Source organism: Gordonia sp. DT101 (assembly GCF_049844895.1).
GTDB lineage: Bacteria > Actinomycetota > Actinomycetes > Mycobacteriales > Mycobacteriaceae > Gordonia.
Window position 1 is genome coordinate 408,024 of record NZ_JBNCLX010000003.1, and the last position, 17,639, is coordinate 425,662.

General features: G+C 65.7%; 16 protein-coding genes. 3 read left to right on the forward strand and 13 right to left on the reverse strand.

Annotated elements, in window-relative coordinates; translation table 11 throughout:
• Window positions 1–15: 15 nt before the first annotated feature.
• The 5 genes from ACLQ3I_RS13225 to ACLQ3I_RS13245 are packed head-to-tail and all read right to left on the reverse strand — an operon-like array spanning window position 16 to window position 5,189.
• Window positions 16–1,095, reverse strand: a complete 1,080-nt coding sequence (locus tag ACLQ3I_RS13225; protein ID WP_425802373.1) for an acyl-CoA dehydrogenase family protein — start codon at window positions 1,093–1,095, stop codon at window positions 16–18.
• Window positions 1,095–2,300 carry an acyl-CoA dehydrogenase family protein gene (locus ACLQ3I_RS13230; protein WP_425802376.1) on the reverse strand — a complete coding sequence of 402 codons (1,206 nt, stop codon included), beginning with the start codon at window positions 2,298–2,300 and terminating at the stop codon, window positions 1,095–1,097. Before ACLQ3I_RS13230 ends, ACLQ3I_RS13225 begins: the two co-directional genes overlap by 1 nt.
• Window positions 2,297–3,079 (reverse strand): enoyl-CoA hydratase/isomerase family protein, encoded by a 783-nt coding sequence (locus ACLQ3I_RS13235; RefSeq protein WP_425788572.1) that lies wholly within the window; start codon window positions 3,077–3,079, stop codon window positions 2,297–2,299. The genes ACLQ3I_RS13230 and ACLQ3I_RS13235 overlap by 4 nt, the downstream gene beginning before the upstream one ends.
• Entirely contained in the window at window positions 3,076–4,047 is a 972-nt protein-coding gene (locus ACLQ3I_RS13240; protein WP_425802378.1) for an acyl-CoA dehydrogenase family protein, read from the reverse strand. Before ACLQ3I_RS13240 ends, ACLQ3I_RS13235 begins: the two co-directional genes overlap by 4 nt.
• Window positions 4,044–5,189, reverse strand: a complete 1,146-nt coding sequence (locus ACLQ3I_RS13245; protein ID WP_425802381.1) for an acyl-CoA dehydrogenase family protein — start codon at window positions 5,187–5,189, stop codon at window positions 4,044–4,046. Before ACLQ3I_RS13245 ends, ACLQ3I_RS13240 begins: the two co-directional genes overlap by 4 nt.
• 110 nt (window positions 5,190–5,299) lie before the next feature.
• Here ACLQ3I_RS13245 and ACLQ3I_RS13250 point away from each other — a divergent pair, with 110 nt between their 5' ends.
• Window positions 5,300–6,094: a FadR/GntR family transcriptional regulator gene (locus ACLQ3I_RS13250; RefSeq protein ID WP_425802383.1), complete on the forward strand. Its 795-nt coding sequence runs from the start codon at window positions 5,300–5,302 to the stop codon at window positions 6,092–6,094.
• Between the two features lie 90 nt (window positions 6,095–6,184).
• Here the strand turns inward: ACLQ3I_RS13250 and ACLQ3I_RS13255 are convergent, their stop codons facing one another.
• The 7 genes from ACLQ3I_RS13255 to ACLQ3I_RS13285 form a co-directional block, all read right to left on the reverse strand.
• A complete protein-coding gene (locus tag ACLQ3I_RS13255) occupies window positions 6,185–7,891 on the reverse strand; it encodes an MFS transporter (RefSeq protein ID WP_425788580.1) in 1,707 nt (568 codons plus the stop codon).
• Between the two features lie 69 nt (window positions 7,892–7,960).
• A complete protein-coding gene (locus ACLQ3I_RS13260) occupies window positions 7,961–8,386 on the reverse strand; it encodes a MarR family winged helix-turn-helix transcriptional regulator (protein WP_425788582.1) in 426 nt (141 codons plus the stop codon).
• A gap of 5 nt (window positions 8,387–8,391) precedes the next feature.
• The gene (locus tag ACLQ3I_RS13265; protein ID WP_425788584.1) at window positions 8,392–9,279 is read right to left on the reverse strand and encodes an amidohydrolase family protein; all 888 of its coding nucleotides are present in this window, start codon (window positions 9,277–9,279) and stop codon (window positions 8,392–8,394) included.
• Window positions 9,279–10,775 carry an acyl-CoA synthetase gene (locus tag ACLQ3I_RS13270; protein ID WP_425802385.1) on the reverse strand — a complete coding sequence of 499 codons (1,497 nt, stop codon included), beginning with the start codon at window positions 10,773–10,775 and terminating at the stop codon, window positions 9,279–9,281. Before ACLQ3I_RS13270 ends, ACLQ3I_RS13265 begins: the two co-directional genes overlap by 1 nt.
• Before the next feature lie 2 nt (window positions 10,776–10,777).
• On the reverse strand, window positions 10,778–11,734 hold the full coding sequence (locus ACLQ3I_RS13275) for a 3-hydroxyacyl-CoA dehydrogenase NAD-binding domain-containing protein (RefSeq protein ID WP_425788588.1): 957 nt from the start codon (window positions 11,732–11,734) through the stop codon (window positions 10,778–10,780).
• Window positions 11,731–13,713, reverse strand: a complete 1,983-nt coding sequence (locus ACLQ3I_RS13280; protein ID WP_425802387.1) for an acetoacetate--CoA ligase — start codon at window positions 13,711–13,713, stop codon at window positions 11,731–11,733. Before ACLQ3I_RS13280 ends, ACLQ3I_RS13275 begins: the two co-directional genes overlap by 4 nt.
• Complete coding sequence (locus ACLQ3I_RS13285) at window positions 13,710–14,492, reverse strand: crotonase/enoyl-CoA hydratase family protein (protein WP_425802390.1); 783 nt, start codon at window positions 14,490–14,492, stop codon at window positions 13,710–13,712. The genes ACLQ3I_RS13280 and ACLQ3I_RS13285 overlap by 4 nt, the downstream gene beginning before the upstream one ends.
• Before the next feature lie 159 nt (window positions 14,493–14,651).
• Here ACLQ3I_RS13285 and arsC point away from each other — a divergent pair, with 159 nt between their 5' ends.
• Together arsC and asnB are read left to right on the forward strand one after the other, a co-directional pair.
• Complete coding sequence (arsC, locus tag ACLQ3I_RS13290) at window positions 14,652–14,993, forward strand: arsenate reductase (glutaredoxin) (RefSeq protein WP_425788593.1); 342 nt, start codon at window positions 14,652–14,654, stop codon at window positions 14,991–14,993.
• 133 nt (window positions 14,994–15,126) lie between these two features.
• Window positions 15,127–16,968: an asparagine synthase (glutamine-hydrolyzing) gene (gene asnB, locus ACLQ3I_RS13295; protein WP_425788595.1), complete on the forward strand. Its 1,842-nt coding sequence runs from the start codon at window positions 15,127–15,129 to the stop codon at window positions 16,966–16,968.
• A gap of 9 nt (window positions 16,969–16,977) precedes the next feature.
• On the opposite strand, the gene ACLQ3I_RS13300 is transcribed toward asnB, so the two are convergent.
• Window positions 16,978–17,421 (reverse strand): limonene-1,2-epoxide hydrolase family protein, encoded by a 444-nt coding sequence (locus tag ACLQ3I_RS13300; protein WP_425788597.1) that lies wholly within the window; start codon window positions 17,419–17,421, stop codon window positions 16,978–16,980.
• Window positions 17,422–17,639: the final 218 nt, after the last annotated feature.

The following is a 17,639-nucleotide window of genomic DNA, read 5'->3' on the forward strand; positions in this document are numbered from 1 at the left end:
CAGCCGCGACGATGATCAGGATCGGTATCGCTGCGCGATCCGGGCACGGTGCCGGGCCGGCGACCCGAACAACGTCCGATTCAGCGTCGCCCGTTTGAGATACACGTGAACGCCGCTCTCCCAGGTGTATCCCATGCCGCCGTGCAGTTGCATGGCCTTGCCCGCGACCCGCACGGCCATCTCACCGGTGAAGGACGCGGCCATGGCGACCGCGACCGACGCCCCCGGCGACCCGTCGCTCACCTGCCGGACCGCGGAGCCGACCAGCTTCCGTGCCACCGTCACATCGACGAGCATGTCGGCACAGGCATGTTTGACGGCTTGGAACGACCCGATCTTCCGTCCGAACTGCTCACGCACCCCGGCGTAGGCGACGGTCTTCTCGAGCATCGCCTCCGCCAGACCGAGGCTGTCGCACGCCACCGCCGCCGCGGCCCGATCGCACAGCAGCACTGCGGCATCGGCACCGTCGCGATACCGCCACACCGCACCGTCGTCGACCCGCACATCCGCCGCGGTGATCCGTCCGAAGGTACGTGTGGCGTCGACCACCGGTCGCGCCTCCACGTGCAGGCCGCCGGCTTGCGCGTCGACATCCACGATCACCGTCTCCCCTGCCGACGTGGCCGCCGGAACCAGGAGTCGATCGGCGTCGGGAGCACCGAGGACGAAATCTGCACCGCCGCGCAGCACCAGACCGCCCGTGGCGCCGGCCAGATGAAAATGGCAGCCTCCCGGATGATCACCGTCTAATGCGAGGACGGGCACCACGTCACCCGACGCGGTCTGCCGGAGCATCCGGTCCCATGAGGCGCAGGGCTCGACCTGCCCGAGAGCCCCCAATGCCAGACCGGCGACGGCCGGATATGGGCCGCTCGCCACCGCACGGCCCATCTCCCGCAGGACGACCGACACCTCGGCGAAGGTGGCGTCCGCACCGTCGTGGGTGGCCGGCACCTCAAGTCCCAGCCATCCCGAGCTCGCGATCAGACGCCAATCCAGCCCTTGGCCGGATGACCTGGTGGACAGCATATTCCGGGCCACAGCAGAGAGTTCGTCGTGGAATTCGGAGAGTTCGTCGGCCCGCGTCGACATCAGGTTCCCTTCGGTTCACGGGGCAGACGGAGGCCACGCTCCCCGATGATGGTGCGCTGGATCTCGCTGGTACCGCCCGGGATGGTCCACTCCCATGAGCCGATGAAGTCGAGTACCCAGGTACCCGATTCCCATCCGCTCGACAACGGCTTGCGCAGTTGCGTCTGAGCCTCGAGCCCACCGATCTCGGCCCCGAAATCCATGACCCGCTGAAGGAGTTCGCTGTAGTACAGCTTGACGATGGAGGCGTCGGCCGGCCCGCTGTGATCGGCGACGAACTCCGCACACAGCAGGCGCAGACCGGTGATCTCGGTCTCCAGAGCCGCAAGTCGATCGGCCACCCGTGAATCATCCAGCGGCCGTGCGCCGTCCGGCCCGGGGCGATGGCAGAGGTCGACGAGCCACGGGAAGCCGCCGTGGCCGAGCCGCTCGGCGAGTTCGAGCATCGTCATCCCGCGTTCGGCACCGAGGGTCGCCTGCGCCACCTGCCAGCCCTCGTTCTCGGGCCCCACGAGCTGCGTTGCGGGGATCTCCACGTCGTTGAGGAAGATCTCGCAGAAGTGCGCCTCCCCGGTGGCCTGACGAATCGGACGCACCTCGATGCCGGGTGAGGTCATGTCGAGCAGAAAGTACGAGATCCCGTGGCGTTTGGGTGCATCGGGATCGGTGCGCGCGAGGAGCAGACACCAGTCCGCATGCAGTGCGCCACTGGCCCAGAGCTTCTGACCGTTCACCAGATAGTGGTCGCCGATTCGGCGCGCCGACGTCGACAAGGCCGCCATGTCGGAGCCGGCGCCTGGTTCGGAGAAGCCCTGACACCAGATCTCACCGTCGAGAATCGCGGGCAGGTGCCGCGAGCGCTGCCCGTCGGTCCCCGCAGCGAGCAAGGTGGACGCGGCATGGTGAATCGACACGAACGGAAGGACCAGACGGGGCGCGTCATGCGCCGCCAGCTCTTGGTAGAGCACCACCTGATCGGCAACGGACATCCCACCACCCCACTCCTTCGGCCAGTGCGGCACCGCGTACCCCGCACCGCGCAGCGTGGCGAACCACTCCTTCTGAAAGGCCACGAAGGTCTCGTCGGACGCCCCGGTCTGCGTGGTCCGCCAGTCGGTCGGCACGTGGACGTTGCACCACTCGCGGACCTCGGACCGAAAGTCCTCGGAGGCCTGATCACCAACGGCCGACGACACCTCTGTCATCGGCGCGCCGCCCGGGTCGCCATCGCCTGCAAGCGTTCCCGATGCTCATCGGTCTGCATCGTGACCACCTCGGCCGCGAAACCGGCCTGCAGCGGACCCCCGAGCGCCTGGGACAAGTGCATGTTGACGATGCGTTTGGTGCTCTGTAATGCCTCCCGTGGCTGGGCGGCCAGACGAATGGCCAGCGCACGCGCCTCATCCATGAGTTCGTCGCGCGGCGCGACCCGTGTCGCAAGCCCCAGTTCGACGGCGGTGGCCGCGGGAATCCGGTCACCGGTGTAGAGGTATTCCCGTGACCTCAGGATCGGTGTGAGCAGCGGCCAGAACGCGGCGCCGCCATCCCCGGCGACCAGGCCTACCGCAACGTGCGGGTCGGCGAGATATGCACTCTCCGAGATGAGCACGACATCACAGAGCACTGCCATGCTGCAGCCGAGCCCCACCGCCGGGCCGTTGACCGCGGCGATCACCGGCAGCGGGAATCGCAACATCTCGTCGATGATCTCGGCGCCCTCACGGATGCTGTCGTCGCGTGCGACCGGATCGTCGAGGAACGACGTGATCCACCCGAGATCGCCTCCGGCACTGAACGCGCGCCCCGATCCGGTGAGGATGACGACGGCCGCTTCACGGTCGGCGGCGAGTTGTCGCCAGACGTTGGCCAGTGCCCAGTGCAGCGATTTGTTGACCGCACCGAGCTCGCCGGGGCGATTGATCGTGACGATGCGGACCGGTCCCTCGCTGCGCACCGACAGTTCATCGGGAAGGTCGTAGGTCATGGTGCCACCGACTCCCTGGGCGTCATCGACTCCGCCATGCCACCGAACAACCCGGTCAGGCCGTGTCGCCCGAGCCGGTGGGTGAGCGCCTCACCCGTTGCCGAGAGACCGAGCGGCAGCCGGCGCAGCGGAAGGCTGTGGCGTGACAACCAGGACAGCGTGGTCTCGTCACAGAAGCCGGTGGCGCCGTGCAGTTGATGCGCGATGCGGAACACGGTGTCGGCGGCCTCGATGGCTGCCAGACGTAACGCGAGGGCGTCGTCGATGGCCTCCGGGTGGCCCGACTCGATGCTCCAGAGCGCGTACTTCGCCAGGACCTCGACGCCGGCGCGCTCCACTTCGGCGTCGGTGAGCTGGAACTGGACCCCTTGCAGCTTTGCCAACGGCCGACCGAACTGCTCCCGCAGGAGAACATGACTGCGGGTGAGTTCCATTGCGCGATCGAGCATCCCGAGCAGGGTCCAGATCGGCAGGGTGAGTCCGATTGCGATGTCGGCTGTTCCGTCGTCGTCGAGCGGGTCCAGGACCAACCCGGTGACGAACCCCGAGGTGCGCGGCGATCGTTCCGCCGGCCGCGCGAGCGCGAGGCCCCTCCGCCCGGACAGGGTCACCGTCGCCAGCCGGAGGTCGAGATCGGCAACCGCCGCCGCGGGATCGTGATCGGACACCACCACGAGCCCGTCCACCTCGAGATCTTTCGGCCGCGCCAGCCGTTCGGCGATCGGGTACGGAACGACCCAGTATCCGGCGCTACGACAGAGCGCGGCCGCGGCCTCGAGTTCGTCGGCGTCACCACGAGGATCGAGCTCCCAGGCCCCGAGTCCGGCGAGAACGGGCTCCAGGACCGCCGAACGCCGTCGTGGATCACGCTCCGCATCCTCGACGATCCGGTCACCGCCTGCGGACGCGAAGGCTCCCAGTGCGGCAACGCCGTAGTCGATCGCCTCGGTGCTCAGGTCGATGTTCACGAGGCCGCCACCAGATCGCGGGCCAACAGGATTCGCTGCATCTCGATACTCCCCGACGACACGGTCGCCGCCTGCGAGTAGCTCCAGTGATCCTCGACATCGAGGCGGAATCGTTCGGCCCCCGGGTCACCCGCCGTGTACGAGGCGATCTCCGCGAGGACATCCGCGCTCGACTGGTCCAGGGTGGTGACCGCGATCCGGTAGAGCGCGGAGTCGCCCGGGCGTACCCGCCCCTCGGCCTGCATCGACACCACCCGGTATGCGAGCAGACGAGCCCGACGACATCGCACCAACTCCCGGGCCCAACGCGTCCGGAGACCGGACGGCAGCGCCTCCCAGCGATCGCCGAGCATCTCGGGCGCCTGCTGCAGCAAGAGTTCACATCGCGCATAGCGGGCGATGCCCACCCGCTCGAAGGACAGCACTTCCTGCACCACCGACCAGCCGTCGTCGACGGTGCCCAGGACGTTGGCCTCGGTCACCTGGAGTTCGTCGAAGAAGACCTCGTTGAGGTGATGCGGCCCCAGCATCGAGCGGATCGGTCGGACCTCGATGGCCGGGTCGGACATGGGGACCAGGAACACCGTCAGACCCTGCTGTCTGCGCTCCCCGGTCGAGGTCCGCGCCAACAGGAAGCACCACTGCGCCATCGTGGCGTACGACGTCCAGATCTTCTGGCCGGAGATCCGCCAACCGTCGCCTTCTCGTCGAGCCGCCGTCCGCAGCGACGCCAGGTCGGATCCCGACCCCGGCTCGCTGAAGCCCTGACACCAGATGACCTCACCTCGGGCAATCGGCGGCAGGTGCTGTCGCTGCTGTTCCGCGGTGCCGTGTCGCATGATCGTGGGTCCCACCCAGTTGACGCCCATGTATTGGGCACCCCGTGGCTCGTGGTGAGCCCACATCTCCTCGCGGACGACGGTCTGCTCCCACACCGAGGCTCCCCGGCCACCGAACTCTTCCGGCCACGCCAGACACAGCAACCCGCGATCGGCCAGGAATCGGCAGAAGTCCTGGGCGACGTCGAGGTCTTCCGGATCGTCGGTGAATGCACCACGGAAATCGGCCGGCACGCGCTGTGCGATCAGTGAGCGCAACTCGTCACGAAGTCCGGCCGCCGCTTCGCCCATCGTGAAGTCCATGCGGGGCACATTACTTCAATCATAACAAGGATTGGAATACTTGAATGGTAAAGATGTCATCGTTTGGATAGACTCGACCGCATGAACGAATCGCGGCGCGCGTGACGACGATGAGGAACGGTCGTGTTCCGCAACGGCGGATCGCCGAGACCGTCGCTGCCGAGCTCCGCGATCTCATCCTGGACGTCGACGACTACCGACTGCCAACGCAGGAGCAACTCGTCAAGGATTTCGGGGTCAGCTATCCCTCGATCCGAGAGGCCTTGAGAATACTGGAGACCGAGGGCCTGGTGACGGTCCGACGCGGCAATGTCGGCGGCGCCGACGTCCACCGCCCGGACGAGACCTCGGCCGCCTACCATCTCGGACTCTCGCTTCAGGCCGGAAGGGTCACGCTCCGCGATCTGGCGGACGGTCTCCGGATGCTCGAACCACTGTGCGCGGCCGAGTGTGCCAAGCGATCCGATCGCGCGGAGGTGGTGGTCCCGGCACTCACCGCTGCGATCGACTCGTCCATCGGCCTGGTCACCGACGGCGTGGAGTTCACCCACACCGCTCGCGATTTCCACGATCTGGTCGTCTCGTTCGCGCCGAACGCGACCATCCGTTACGCCGTCGGCAGCTATGTCGCACTGTGGTCGGCCCAGGAAGAGGCATGGGCCGAGGCCCGCACCCGGCACGGCGAGTACCCCTCACAGCTCGAGGCCGAGGAGGCCGTTCGCGCCCACCGCCGGCTGGTCGACGAGATCGCGGCCGGAAACGCCGCCGAGGCCGAACGCCTCGCGCGTGCCCACCTGGCCGCCACCCAGGCGCTGGTGCTCGAGCGCTACGGCGACCGGATCGTGAACGCGTCGACGGCGATGTCGCGGCAGGCCGTCCACTCGGGACGCAAGTCACGGATCTAGGACCACAACTACTCGCCCACGCCCGGTGCCGCCGTCGATGAACCGACAGCGGCACCGGATTCTTCGCCCGCTCGGCGGCGGGCCACGCGGTCAGTGATCCGCAGCGTGTTGTTCGTCGGCGAACACGTTGTGGTGCGGACGCCCACCCAGCAGTGCAGCCGCGATCACCGCGGCCAGGATGGCGGCGATGCCACACACCAGGTAACCGATCGCGTAGCCATTGGACAGCGCGTGGAAGGCGACGTCCTTGATCGGGTTCAGCGGGTGGGTCGAACCGTCGGGCATGGTCACCGTCGAGGGCACGCCGTTCGCCCCGATCGGACCGGAGTTCACCGCGTTCACCGCTCCTTGCAACTCCGCCTGCGCCGGTGCCGGCGCGTTCTGCGGCGATGCGTTGAACGCATCGAGAGCGGACGTCAGTTGCGGCGAGGCCGCGACGTTGCGGCCGATCTCCGAGGCGGCGCGGGTCAGCGCTATCGCGCCGATCACCGACGGCCCCAAGGTCAGACCGAAGTCACGGATCATGCTGGTCATGCCGCTGGCCATACCTGCCTTCGACGTCGGGACGCTGTTGACCGAGACCGACGTGATCGAGGTGACCGCGAGTTTGAATCCGGCACCGATCACCAGCAGCGGGAAGGCAATCGCGGCGATGGACAAGTTGGTCGCCGGGATCAGCGCGAGCGCCACATCCCCGACGCCGATCAAGGCTGCACCGACGGCCAGGATCCAGCCCGGATTGTAGTGCTGCAACAAACGGGAACTGACCGGGAAGAGGATCACACCCATGATGTTCAGGCACACAAAGCCAACGGAGGTCATCAGCGGCGAATAGCCTTGGATCGCCGAGAGCCGGATGCTCGTGGCGTACGCGGTCCCCAGGTAAGCGAACATCGACAGCACGGTCACGATCGCGGTGACCACGAAGACACGGTTGGCGAAGAGATCCAGCTGGACCAACGGCTGGGCGGTCCGCCGCTCGATGAAGACGAACGCGGCCAGGAACACGACTGCGGCCACAAAACTGCCGACCACCAGCGGTGAACTCCAGTCCCCTTCGGAGCCTTGGATGACACCGAACACCAGAGCGAACAGGCCGATGGCGACGGTGACCTGGCCCGGGATGTCCAGTGACCGCCCCTTGGGCGACGACGAGTTCCTGGCGAACGCCAGGGTGATCACCGTGCTGATGGCGCCGAGGACGGCGAGTCCCAGGAAACCGTAACGCCAGCTTGCGTTCTCGCCACCGCCATGGGGCAACTCGGCCAACACACCGGCCATCACCGGGGAGATGAATCCACCGGCCGTCAGCGCCGCGGCCCAGATCGAGATCGACTTGGAGCGCTCCTTCACGGTGTGGGTACCGGCGGCGAGCATCGCGACCGAGGTCGGGAACAGTGCTGCGGCACCGATACCGCCGATGACCTGCCCGCCGAACAGGAAGGTCATCTGCACCGCGTGCGACCCGTCGGTCGGCGTGAGGTATGCCAACAACATGCCGAGAGTCACCAGCGCTGATCCGATCGCCAACAGTCGCTTGCGACCGAAGAGATCCCCCAGGACACCACAGCTGAGCTCCAGCAGGGTGATCGGAACCAGGAACGCCGCCGAGACCCACGTGAGCTGGGCCGAGGTGGTGTCGAGGTCAAGTTGGATCATGCCGTTCAGCACGGCGGGGATCGACAAGCCGATCTGGGCCACCATCACGGCGACAACGCTGGCGAGAAGGGTGCCGCCCGTAAGTCGATGGTTCATTCCCGACGACGGCACGGCCGGGTCCACGTCAATTGCGCTCATGTCATGAATCAAATCACAAAGGAAGCCTGATTAACAGGTTTCCTGATTATTACTCTGGGGTAGTAACTCTCAGTCCACGAGATTCTTGCGACAGCTCTGCAACACGTCGCCGAACTGGGCGGTGGCCTTCGCGTCCATCCCGTGCACCATCCGCGTTTGCACCGCCGTCACCGGCCCACGGCAGGCATCCAGAAGTGCCAGACCGTCTGCAGTCAACGACAACACCAGTCGTCGTCGATCGGCCGGATCCCGGTGCCGCTCGATCAGACCGCGATCCACCAACGGAGCCACCACGTCTGACATGCTCTGCGCGGTCACGAACGAGTTGCGCGCCAGATGCGCCGAGGTCATGCCGGGGTCCCGTTCTAGCACCGTCATCGCGGTGTACTGCGACGTGGTCAGGCCCTGCGGCTTGAGCACGTCGTCCAATTGCGCTCGAATCGCCAACTCGACTTGCTTGACCATGTAGAGCAGCGTGGGTTGGTGACGCGTCATGGACGTCACCCTAAGCCAAGGACCTCCACGGCATTCGACTTGAGGATGTACTCGTGCCGCTCGGGTTTGATGCCCAAGTCGGCGAAGTCCGCCAGCCAACGCTCCGGGCTGATGAGCGGATAGTCGGTGCCGAAGAGGACCTTGCGATGCAGCATCCCGCCGGCGGCCCGGATGAGCTCGGGCGGGAAGTACTTCGGACGCCATCCGGACAAGTCGATGAACACGTTCGACTTGTGTGTGGTCATCGAGATGGCCTCGGCCTGCCAGGGCACCGAAGGATGCGCCAGGATCACTGTTAGGCCTGGAAAATCGGCGGCCACGTCGTCGAGCAGAAGTGGATTCGAGTAGCGCAACTTGATGCCGCGTCCCCCGGGCAGCCCCGCACCGATCCCGTTCTGCCCGGTGTGGAACAACGCCGGGACACCCAGGTCCTGCAGGGCAGACCACAAGGGCTGCAACGCCGGATCGGTGGGATCGAACGCCTGCAGGCTGGGGTGGAACTTGAATCCACGAACGCCATAGTCCTGCACCAGGCTCCGGGCTCGATCGATCGCTCTCTCCCCCTGCCGAGGATCCACCGAACCGAACGGGATCACCACGTCGGCCTCGTCCGCCGCACGGGTGGCGATCTCCTCACTGGAGATCGCCGGGCGGCCGAGTGCGGTGGTGGCGTCGACGGTGAAGACAACGGCGGCCATCCCCGCTGCCCGGTAGCGAGCCGCGATGTCCCCCACGGTCGGGGTCCGATTGTCTGAGCCCTTGAAGTACGCCTCGGAGGCATCCATCAGCATCGGGTCCAGGGATAGGTGACCATGGTCGTCTTGTTCGATGTGCACGTGCATGTCGATCGCGCTGATCGCGTCGAGGTCGATCTCGGGCTGGTAGCGAGTCATCACAATTCCTTCAATTTGGAGCGTTGGAGCTTGCCGGAAGCGTTGCGAGGCAGCTCATCACGGATGACCGTGGATCGCGGAAGCTTGTAGCGCGCTATCCGCCCGGCCAAGAATGCGAGCAATTGCTCGTGATCGAGAGAGGAGCCGGATCTGACTCGGACAAAGGCCCGGCCCACCTCGCCCCACTGCGCGTCCGACACGCCGACCACCGCGCACTCCAGGATGTCGGGGTGGTCATAGATGGCCTGTTCGACCTCTGCCGGATAGACGTTCTCACCGCCGGAGATGTACATGTCCTTGAGTCGGTCGACGATGTACACGAACCCGTCGTCGTCGACCACCGCCACGTCACCGGTGTGGATCCATCCATCGTCGAAGGCCGCGGCGGTAGCGGTCTCGTTGCGCCAGTATCCAGGGCTGACGTTCGGGCCCTGTACCAACACCTCGCCCGGTTCACCCGCCGGCGCGGTGCGGCCGTCGGGATCGACCACCCGAACATCGCTGAAGAAGCAGGAGGTCCCTGCTGAGCCGAGTTTGCGCAGGCCATCCGCCTCGCGCAGCATCGTGGCCCCCGGCGAGGTCTCGGTCAGTCCGTAACCTTGAGTGATCCGGAGACCCCGGTCGACGTAGGTACGTAGCAACGCCTCGGGAATCGGTGCGCCACCGCTGAGTGCGATACGCAGCGTATGCAGGTCGGCAGTGCCGAAGGCGGGTTCCTCGGCCAGCGCCTGATACATCGACGTGACGCCGAACAGCATTGTCACGCCGCGATTCGCGATCACCTCGATGGCGCGCGCAGGATCGAACTTGGCCTCCAGCAAGCAGGTTCCGCCTTTGAGGATCACCGGTAGCAACACCTGGTTCAGCGCTGCGGTGTGAAACATCGGGGCGGTGACCAGCGCGACCTCGTTGCTTCCCAGGTCCACATCGATCAACAGATTCAACACGTTCCAGATGACGTTGCCGTGAGTGAGCATGACGCCCTTGGGGCGTCCACTGGTACCTGAGGTGTACTGCAGCATGAAAAGATCGTCGTGTTCCATCGCCTCGTCGATCGGCGACTGATCCGCATCCATCAACGGATCCATCGCTGTCGGGGTGTCGGACACAACTCGAACCTGAAGATCCAGGTCGCCGCCCTCCGCAGCCGCGACGGCTGCCGAGAACGACTCCTGGTGCAGGAGTAGCCGGCTACCGCTGTCGGCAAGCACATGGCGCAGCTCGGGCGCGGCCAGCCGGGTGTTCACCGGCAAGAACACCGCACCGAGCTTCGCCACCGCGAACAAGGTTTCGACAAAACCGGCGCCGTTGAAGCCGAGGTAGGCAACTCGAACGCCGCGCCGCACGCCCAACCGCCGCAACCCGTGCGCGAGCGCGGTCACCCGTCGATCGAGTTCGGCGTAGGTCATCGCGGTGTCTCCGTCGGTCAGTGCTGTCGACGCCGGGGACATCCGGGCCCGACGTGTCACCCAGGAACCGAGACCCTGATCCATCATCGTCAATCGCCTTTCGCCTGCGGTTCCCGCGCCCCGGGCATCACGGTCAGATCGAGTTCGGCCTTGGTGGCCAGCAACTCCCGCAGAGCCGCATCTCGACGTGCCAGCACCGCGGGCTCCTGGCCGCCCATCTCCTCGGTGACGCCTCGGACCAGGGTGTCGATCAGGGCCGGAGTGAATTCCGGCGTACCCAGATCCTGCCACCAGTCCAGCATCGGCGGGCCGAGGTGCTCCAACACGTGCTGCAGACCACCGTCGCCACCGGAGAGATGTTGGGTGGCAAGCGGTCCCAACAGCGCCCACCGCAGGCCGGGTCCGTTCGCGACGGCCTGGTCGAGGTCGGTCACCGACACCACACCCTGTTCGACCAGGTAGTAAGCCTCACGCCACAGGGCGGCCTGCAATCGGTTCACCACGTGCCCGGGGAGCTCCCGGCGCAGCCGGATGGGCGCTTTGCCCAGACCGCGAAGGATCTCCATCGTCATCAGCACCGACTCTTCAGTGGTCAGCCGGCCGCCGACCACCTCGACCAGCGGGACCAGATGAGGTGGGTTGAACGGGTGCGCCACCAGTACTCGTTCCGGGTGACGGGTGCAGTCGAGCTGGATATCACTGGCCGCCAGCCCCGATGAGCTGCTGGTCAGCATCACATGCGGGGGCGCGACGGCGTCGAGCTCGGCAAACAATCGCCGTTTGAGGTCGAGGCGCTCGGGACCCGCCTCGATCACGAAGTCCGCGTCGGCAACAGCTTCGGCGGCATCTGCGACCAGCGAGAGGTCGGCGGGGGCTTCCCCCAGCATCGTGGTCAGTGTGCGGATGGCTCGGTCCTCCGCTTCCGGGGCCGGGTCGGCCAGCACCACATCGACCCCCCGGCCGATCAGCAACGCAGTCCAGCTGAGCCCGATCGCACCGGCGCCGACGACGGCCACCCGCTGCACGCCACCGTTCTGTTCGCTCATCGCTGCACCTGCTCGGCAAATGCGGTGTATGCGTCCAAGGCGGTCGGGACGGCCAGCGAGTCCTTGCTCGCAACCTGATCTGGTCGCGCGCCCTGCAGAATCCGCTTGACCGGAATCTCCAGCTTCTTGCCGGTTCGGTTGCGTGGCACCAGATCTACCTCGGCGATGTCGTCCGGAACATGCCGCGGGGACAGCGCAGTGCGTAGTTCGCTCGCGATGCTCTTCCTCAACGTCTCGTCGAGGGTGGCGCTGTCGGCGAGCACCACGAAGAGGATCAGCCGACCGTTGCCACCTGCCGGATCCTCCAGGTGGACCACCAGGCTGTCCTGCACTGTTGGCAGTTCCTCGACCACCCGATAGAACTCGGCGGTACCCAGTCGGACTCCACCACGGTTCAATGTCGCGTCGGACCGACCGGAGACCACACAGCTACCGTCGGGGGCGAACGTGATCCAGTCCCCGTGCCGCCACACCCCGGGCCAACGATCGAAGTAGGTCTCCCCCATCCGTGTGCCGTCGGTGTCGCCCCAGAGTCCGACCGGCATCGACGGCATGGGCCGGGTGATGACCAATTCGCCTGGTGTATCGACAATCTCGCGACCGTCGCCATCGAAGGCGAACGCCGCCACACCAAGCGCCCGGCCCGAGATCTGGCCGGCGGAGACGGGCAGCAACGGGTTGTTCTGAACAATTCCGCTGCACACGTCCGTGCCGCCGGATCCCACGTTCAGCATCACCTCGGGGCCGAGTTCCGAACGTATCCAGGCGTAGCCCTCGGGCGGCAGCGGTGACCCCGCAGAGGCAACCATGCGGATCTTCAGATCCGCCTGGCTCAGGTCGAGTCCGGCTGCCCGGCACGCCATGATGTAGCCGGGGGCGGCACCCATCAGGGTCACGCCGACCTCTTCGGCAATTCGCCACTGCCATCCGAGGTCCGGGTAGGTGGGGTCACCGTCGAGCATCACGATGCCGGCCCGGGTGAGCAACGACGACACCAATGCGTTCCACATCATCCACGCCGTTGTGGAGAACCACAGGATTCGGTCGGACGGCTGGAGATCCCACGACAGTGCGTTGTTCTTGAGGTGCTCCAGCAGGATTCCGCCGTGGCCGTGCACGATCGCCTTGGGTTTGCCGGTGGTACCCGAAGAGAAGAGCACGACCAGAGGATGGTCGAAGGGCACCGGGTCGAACTGCGGTTCACCGATGTCGCCGCTGCTGCCGGCCTCATCGAGGAGTGCCGACCACGACAACGCATCCGCCACCCGCCATGGCCCGTACTCGATGTCGATGACCGCCCGCACCGTGGGCAGTCCGGCCCGAATATCGCGAATGCGTTCGGACAGATCGATGTCCTTCTGGCCGTATCGGTAGCCACCGGCGACCAGCAACACCACCGGTTCGACCTGGCCGAACCTGTCGACCACGCTGCGCGCACCGAACTCGGTGGCACAACTGGCCCAGGTGGCACCGAGGCCGGCAGTCGCGAGAAATGCGACCAAGGTCTCCGGAATGTTCGGGAGGTATCCGACGACTCGATCACCTCGACCAACGCCAAGATCCTGCAGCACTTTTCGAGCGCGGGCCACCTGATCGCGAAGTTGCCCGAAGGTCAGGTCGACATCGTCGCGGGTCTGCGAGCGGCCGAGGATCGCGACGGTGTCGGTGTCCTCGGCGGTGCCGAGCATGTGCTCGGCGTAGTTCAGGGTTGCCCCGGGGAACCACCGCGCACCCGGCATCGCGCCGTCGGCCAACACCGTGTCGTACGGGGTATGGCTGACCACACCGAAGAACTCCCAGATCGCCGACCAGAAACCGGCGAGGTCGTCGATCGACCACCGCCACAGGGCCTCGTAGTCGTCGAAGGTCAATCCACGACGCTGTTCCAGCCATCCCAGGAAGCGACCGATCTCGGTGCTCCGACGGACATCGGCCGGCGGGGTCCAGGTCACCTCACCACTCGCGATCGTCGCGCTCACGGCCGTGCCACCTTTGCCGCGCGCCCGGACAGGAAGTCCGACATCCGCGACTTCGCATCGTCCGTGCCCTGGGCCAATGCGGCCACCAGCGATTCCATCATCGAACCCTCACGGGGATTGGCCTCGGCGATGAGCGGTAGTGCCTGGGTGACGGCGAAGTTCGTCTGCGGAGGGTTCTCGGCAACGCGCCTCGCCAGATCCATGGCCACCGACAGCCCGGTGCCGTCCTCCACCAGATACTGGTTGAGGCCGATGCGCTCCCCCTCGTCGCCGCTGTACCGGCGACCCGTCAGCATCATGTCCATCATCCGCGACACGCCGATCAACCGTGGGATGCGCATCGAGGCACCACCGCCGACGAACAGTCCGCGTTGCCCCTCCGGCAATGCATAGAACGTCGATTGTTCGGCGACGCGAATATGCGCCGTGGCGGCCAGTTCCAGTCCGCCGCCGACCACCGCGCCGCGCAATGCTGCGATGACCGGCACCGGCGCCTGCTCGATCTCCCGGAAGGCGCGATGCCACATCTGTGAGTGGGCGACCCCCTCGAAGCTGCTCCGTTCGGCCATCTCGGACAGGTCGAGTCCGGCGGAGAAATGATCGCCGTCAGCGGCGAGAACCACGACTCTGACGGTGGGTTCGAGGTTCCGGAAGAAGTCCTCGATACCGCGGACCATCGTGTCGCTGATGGCGTTCCGCTTCTCCGGCCGCGCGAGCGTCAAGATCGCGACCGGACCGTCTCGTTCGACCCGCAGTGACGGGGGTAGCGCTGTTTCCATGCCGACTCCTAATAATCAGGTTTCCTGATTATTACTCTCTCGCCGCCGCGCGTCAACGCGCCCGCCGAAAACCGGCACCGGGTGACGAACCACGGCCCCGCGGTGATTGCCGAAGCGGCACCATCTACGAGCCCGTGAACAGCGAGTATGGTTTTCGACGTGGACGCGACGATTTATCACAACCCGAAATGCTCGACCTCCCGCAAGGCGCTGGAGAAGCTCCGCGACGCCGGGATCGAACCCACCGTCGTGAAGTACCTGGATCAGCCATACACCCGCGATCAGCTGACCCGACTGATCGCGGACGCCGGCCTGACCGCCCGCGACGCGGTCCGCAAACGCGAGTCGCTCTACAAAGAACTCGACCTCGCATCGTTGCCCGACGACAATCTGCTCACCGAGATGGTCCAGCACCCGATTCTTGTCGAGCGACCATTCGTGGTCACCGACAAGGGAACTCGCCTCGCTCGACCGCTGGACAGGCTCGACGAGATCCTCTGACACCCGCCGACGCGACCTTTCGGACATTCCTCGCGAGAGCGAAAAGGCGCGTCGCCCTTCAGATTAGTTCCGTGTTACAACGGAATTGCGAATTTATTTAGCACCGCTAATCACTGAAGGTGGGACGCGTTTCATGTGCGGAATAACCGGCTGGGTGGGTTACACCCGCGAGATGGCAAGCAAGAAGAACATTCTCGACGAGATGACCGCCACGATGAGCGATCGCGGTCCGGACGACGTGGGCACCTACGTCGACCGTCACATCGGTCTCGGACATCGGCGGTTGGCGATCATCGACCTGCCGATGGGGCGACAGCCGATGGTCGCGAACACCCCCTCCGGCGACGTGGTGATCGTCTACAGCGGCGAGACCTACAACTTCCGTGAGCTCCGTGGGCAACTGGCCACCGCCGGCCACGAGTTCCACACCGAGAGTGACACCGAGGTGGTGCTGCACGGGTACCTCGAGTGGGGCACCGAAGTGGTCGATCGATTGAACGGCATGTATGCCTTCGCGATCTGGGACGGTCGGACCGAGCAGCTCGTCATGGTGCGGGATCGGCTGGGCATCAAGCCCTTCTACTATTCACAGACCGACGACGGCGTGGTGTTCGGTTCGGAACCCAAGGCGATCCTGGCGAATCCGCTGGTGCCGCACACCGTTGACGCCGATGGATTCCGCGAACTCTTCGCGGTCACCAAGGCGCCCGGATGGTCCATGTGGAAGCACATCCGCGAGGTGGAGCCGGGCACCATCGTCACGGTCTCGCGGGATGGCTGCGCCACCCGAACCTATTGGTCGCTGCCCGCGCACGGACACACCGACGACATCGACGACACCGTTGATCACGTGCGGGAGCTGATGACCGACATCGTGAACCGGCAATTGATCGCCGACGTACCCCGATGCGTATTGCTCTCCGGCGGTTTGGATTCGAGTGCGCTCACCGGGCTCGCTGCCGCACACCTGGGCGAAGATGGCCGCCGCGTACACACCTATGCGGTCGATTTCGTCGACCAGGAGGAGAACTTCCGGCCGGACGAGATGCGGGACACTCCCGACTCACCATATGTCCGTGACGTCGCAACGCATGTGGGGTCGATGCATCGCGATGTCATGCTCGACCCCGCGGATCTCACCGATCCCGCGGTGCGCAGGGCGGTCATCGGGGCCCGCGACATCCCGGCCGGCCTCGGAGACATGGACAGCTCGCTCTACCTGCTGTTCAAAGCGATCCGTGCCGAATCGACGGTGGCGCTGTCCGGGGAATCCGCCGATGAGGTGTTCGGCGGTTACCGGTGGTTTTTCGATGAGGGCTCACGCAACTCGGAGACCTTCCCGTGGCTGGCGTTCGGCAGTGCGCTCACCCGTTCGCGGTACGCGATGCTCACGCCCGAGATGCAGCAGACCCTCGACATCGACTCCTACGTCTCCGACCAGTACGCGACGGCCCTCGCCGCGATCCCCACCGTCGACGGCGAATCGTCGGAGGAACGGCGGATGAGGGTCATCTGCCACCTTCACCTCACCCGCTTCGTCCGAATGCTGCTGGACCGCAAGGACCGCGCATCCATGGCGGTCGGTCTCGAGGTACGTGTTCCGTTCTGCGATCATCGGCTCGTCGAATACGTCTACAACACACCGTGGGCGTTCAAGACCTTCGACGGTCGCGAGAAGAGCCTGCTACGTCATGCGACGAAACACGTGCTGCCGCAGTCGGTGGTCGACCGGACCAAGAGCCCGTACCCGTCGACCCAGGACCTCAAGTACACCGTCACCCTGCAGCAGCAGTTGGACGACATCGCCGCCGAGCGGGGCCATCAGGTGTTCGATCTCGTCGACCACCGCGCCGTCAAGGCCATGACGGCGGAGTCGGCACATGCTGTGTCGCCCGAGATCCGCACGCAGATGGATCGGGTGCTCGATCTCTACCACTGGATCGAGATGTACTCGCCCGACCTCCAGGTCGCCTGACGTCGACCGCTAAGCGGTGAGCGCTCTTGTGGGCAAGGGCCTCTGCACCGCCGGGATCACCGCGGCGACCAGGCCCTTCACCAGGCCCTTGGTCATGTCCCAATAGTCGAAATAGTCCCGCCACACCGTGATGCGTCCTTCGGCGACCTCGAATCGTCCGCACACCCAGAACTGCATGGCGACGCGGCCGATCCGCAATTCGTCGACGCGTTCGGTGAGGACCACCGCACCGTCGGCGGAGACGTTGATCATCCGATAGTTGAAGCCCGCCCAGGAGAGGTTGTCCATTCCCCGGAATATCTTCGCCACCTTGGGTTTACCGTGAACGGTGGGCGTCGAGACATTGGTGTAGGCGATATTCTCGTCCACGTTCTCGAGGGCGGCCACCGAGTCTCCCCGTGCCAACTCGTCGAGGAACTCGGTGACGATGTCGATCGGTGTTCGTGAGGTCATGGGGCCAGTATGCCTGTGACGAGCGGTTACGGGAACACTCTTCGCCCCCGCACTGTGGAGGCCGGGTGCGATGTGACATCGGGCGTGGCCATCGACTATCCTTTCCTGCGTTGTCTCGGCGAGGGTGAGCGATCACCGTTATCGGCGCGATCATCGCGGATCTCCTCCGCGGGCATCTGAGGGCCCGCCGGATGGTTCGGGGTCGATGTCGCTCACCG

Coding starts and splice junctions, on each gene's coding strand:
- ACLQ3I_RS13225 (WP_425802373.1), bottom strand. CDS start 1,095: ATGTCGACGCGGGCCGACGAACTCTCCGAATTCCACGACGAACTCTCT.
- ACLQ3I_RS13230 (WP_425802376.1), bottom strand. CDS start 2,300: ATGACAGAGGTGTCGTCGGCCGTTGGTGATCAGGCCTCCGAGGACTTT.
- ACLQ3I_RS13235 (WP_425788572.1), bottom strand. CDS start 3,079: ATGACCTACGACCTTCCCGATGAACTGTCGGTGCGCAGCGAGGGACCG.
- ACLQ3I_RS13245 (WP_425802381.1), bottom strand. CDS start 5,189: ATGGACTTCACGATGGGCGAAGCGGCGGCCGGACTTCGTGACGAGTTG.
- ACLQ3I_RS13250 (WP_425802383.1), top strand. CDS start 5,300: ATGAGGAACGGTCGTGTTCCGCAACGGCGGATCGCCGAGACCGTCGCT.
- ACLQ3I_RS13255 (WP_425788580.1), bottom strand. CDS start 7,891: ATGAGCGCAATTGACGTGGACCCGGCCGTGCCGTCGTCGGGAATGAAC.
- ACLQ3I_RS13260 (WP_425788582.1), bottom strand. CDS start 8,386: ATGACGCGTCACCAACCCACGCTGCTCTACATGGTCAAGCAAGTCGAG.
- ACLQ3I_RS13265 (WP_425788584.1), bottom strand. CDS start 9,279: ATGACTCGCTACCAGCCCGAGATCGACCTCGACGCGATCAGCGCGATC.
- ACLQ3I_RS13270 (WP_425802385.1), bottom strand. CDS start 10,775: ATGATGGATCAGGGTCTCGGTTCCTGGGTGACACGTCGGGCCCGGATG.
- ACLQ3I_RS13275 (WP_425788588.1), bottom strand. CDS start 11,734: ATGAGCGAACAGAACGGTGGCGTGCAGCGGGTGGCCGTCGTCGGCGCC.
- ACLQ3I_RS13285 (WP_425802390.1), bottom strand. CDS start 14,492: ATGGAAACAGCGCTACCCCCGTCACTGCGGGTCGAACGAGACGGTCCG.
- asnB (WP_425788595.1), top strand. CDS start 15,127: ATGTGCGGAATAACCGGCTGGGTGGGTTACACCCGCGAGATGGCAAGC.
- ACLQ3I_RS13300 (WP_425788597.1), bottom strand. CDS start 17,421: ATGACCTCACGAACACCGATCGACATCGTCACCGAGTTCCTCGACGAG.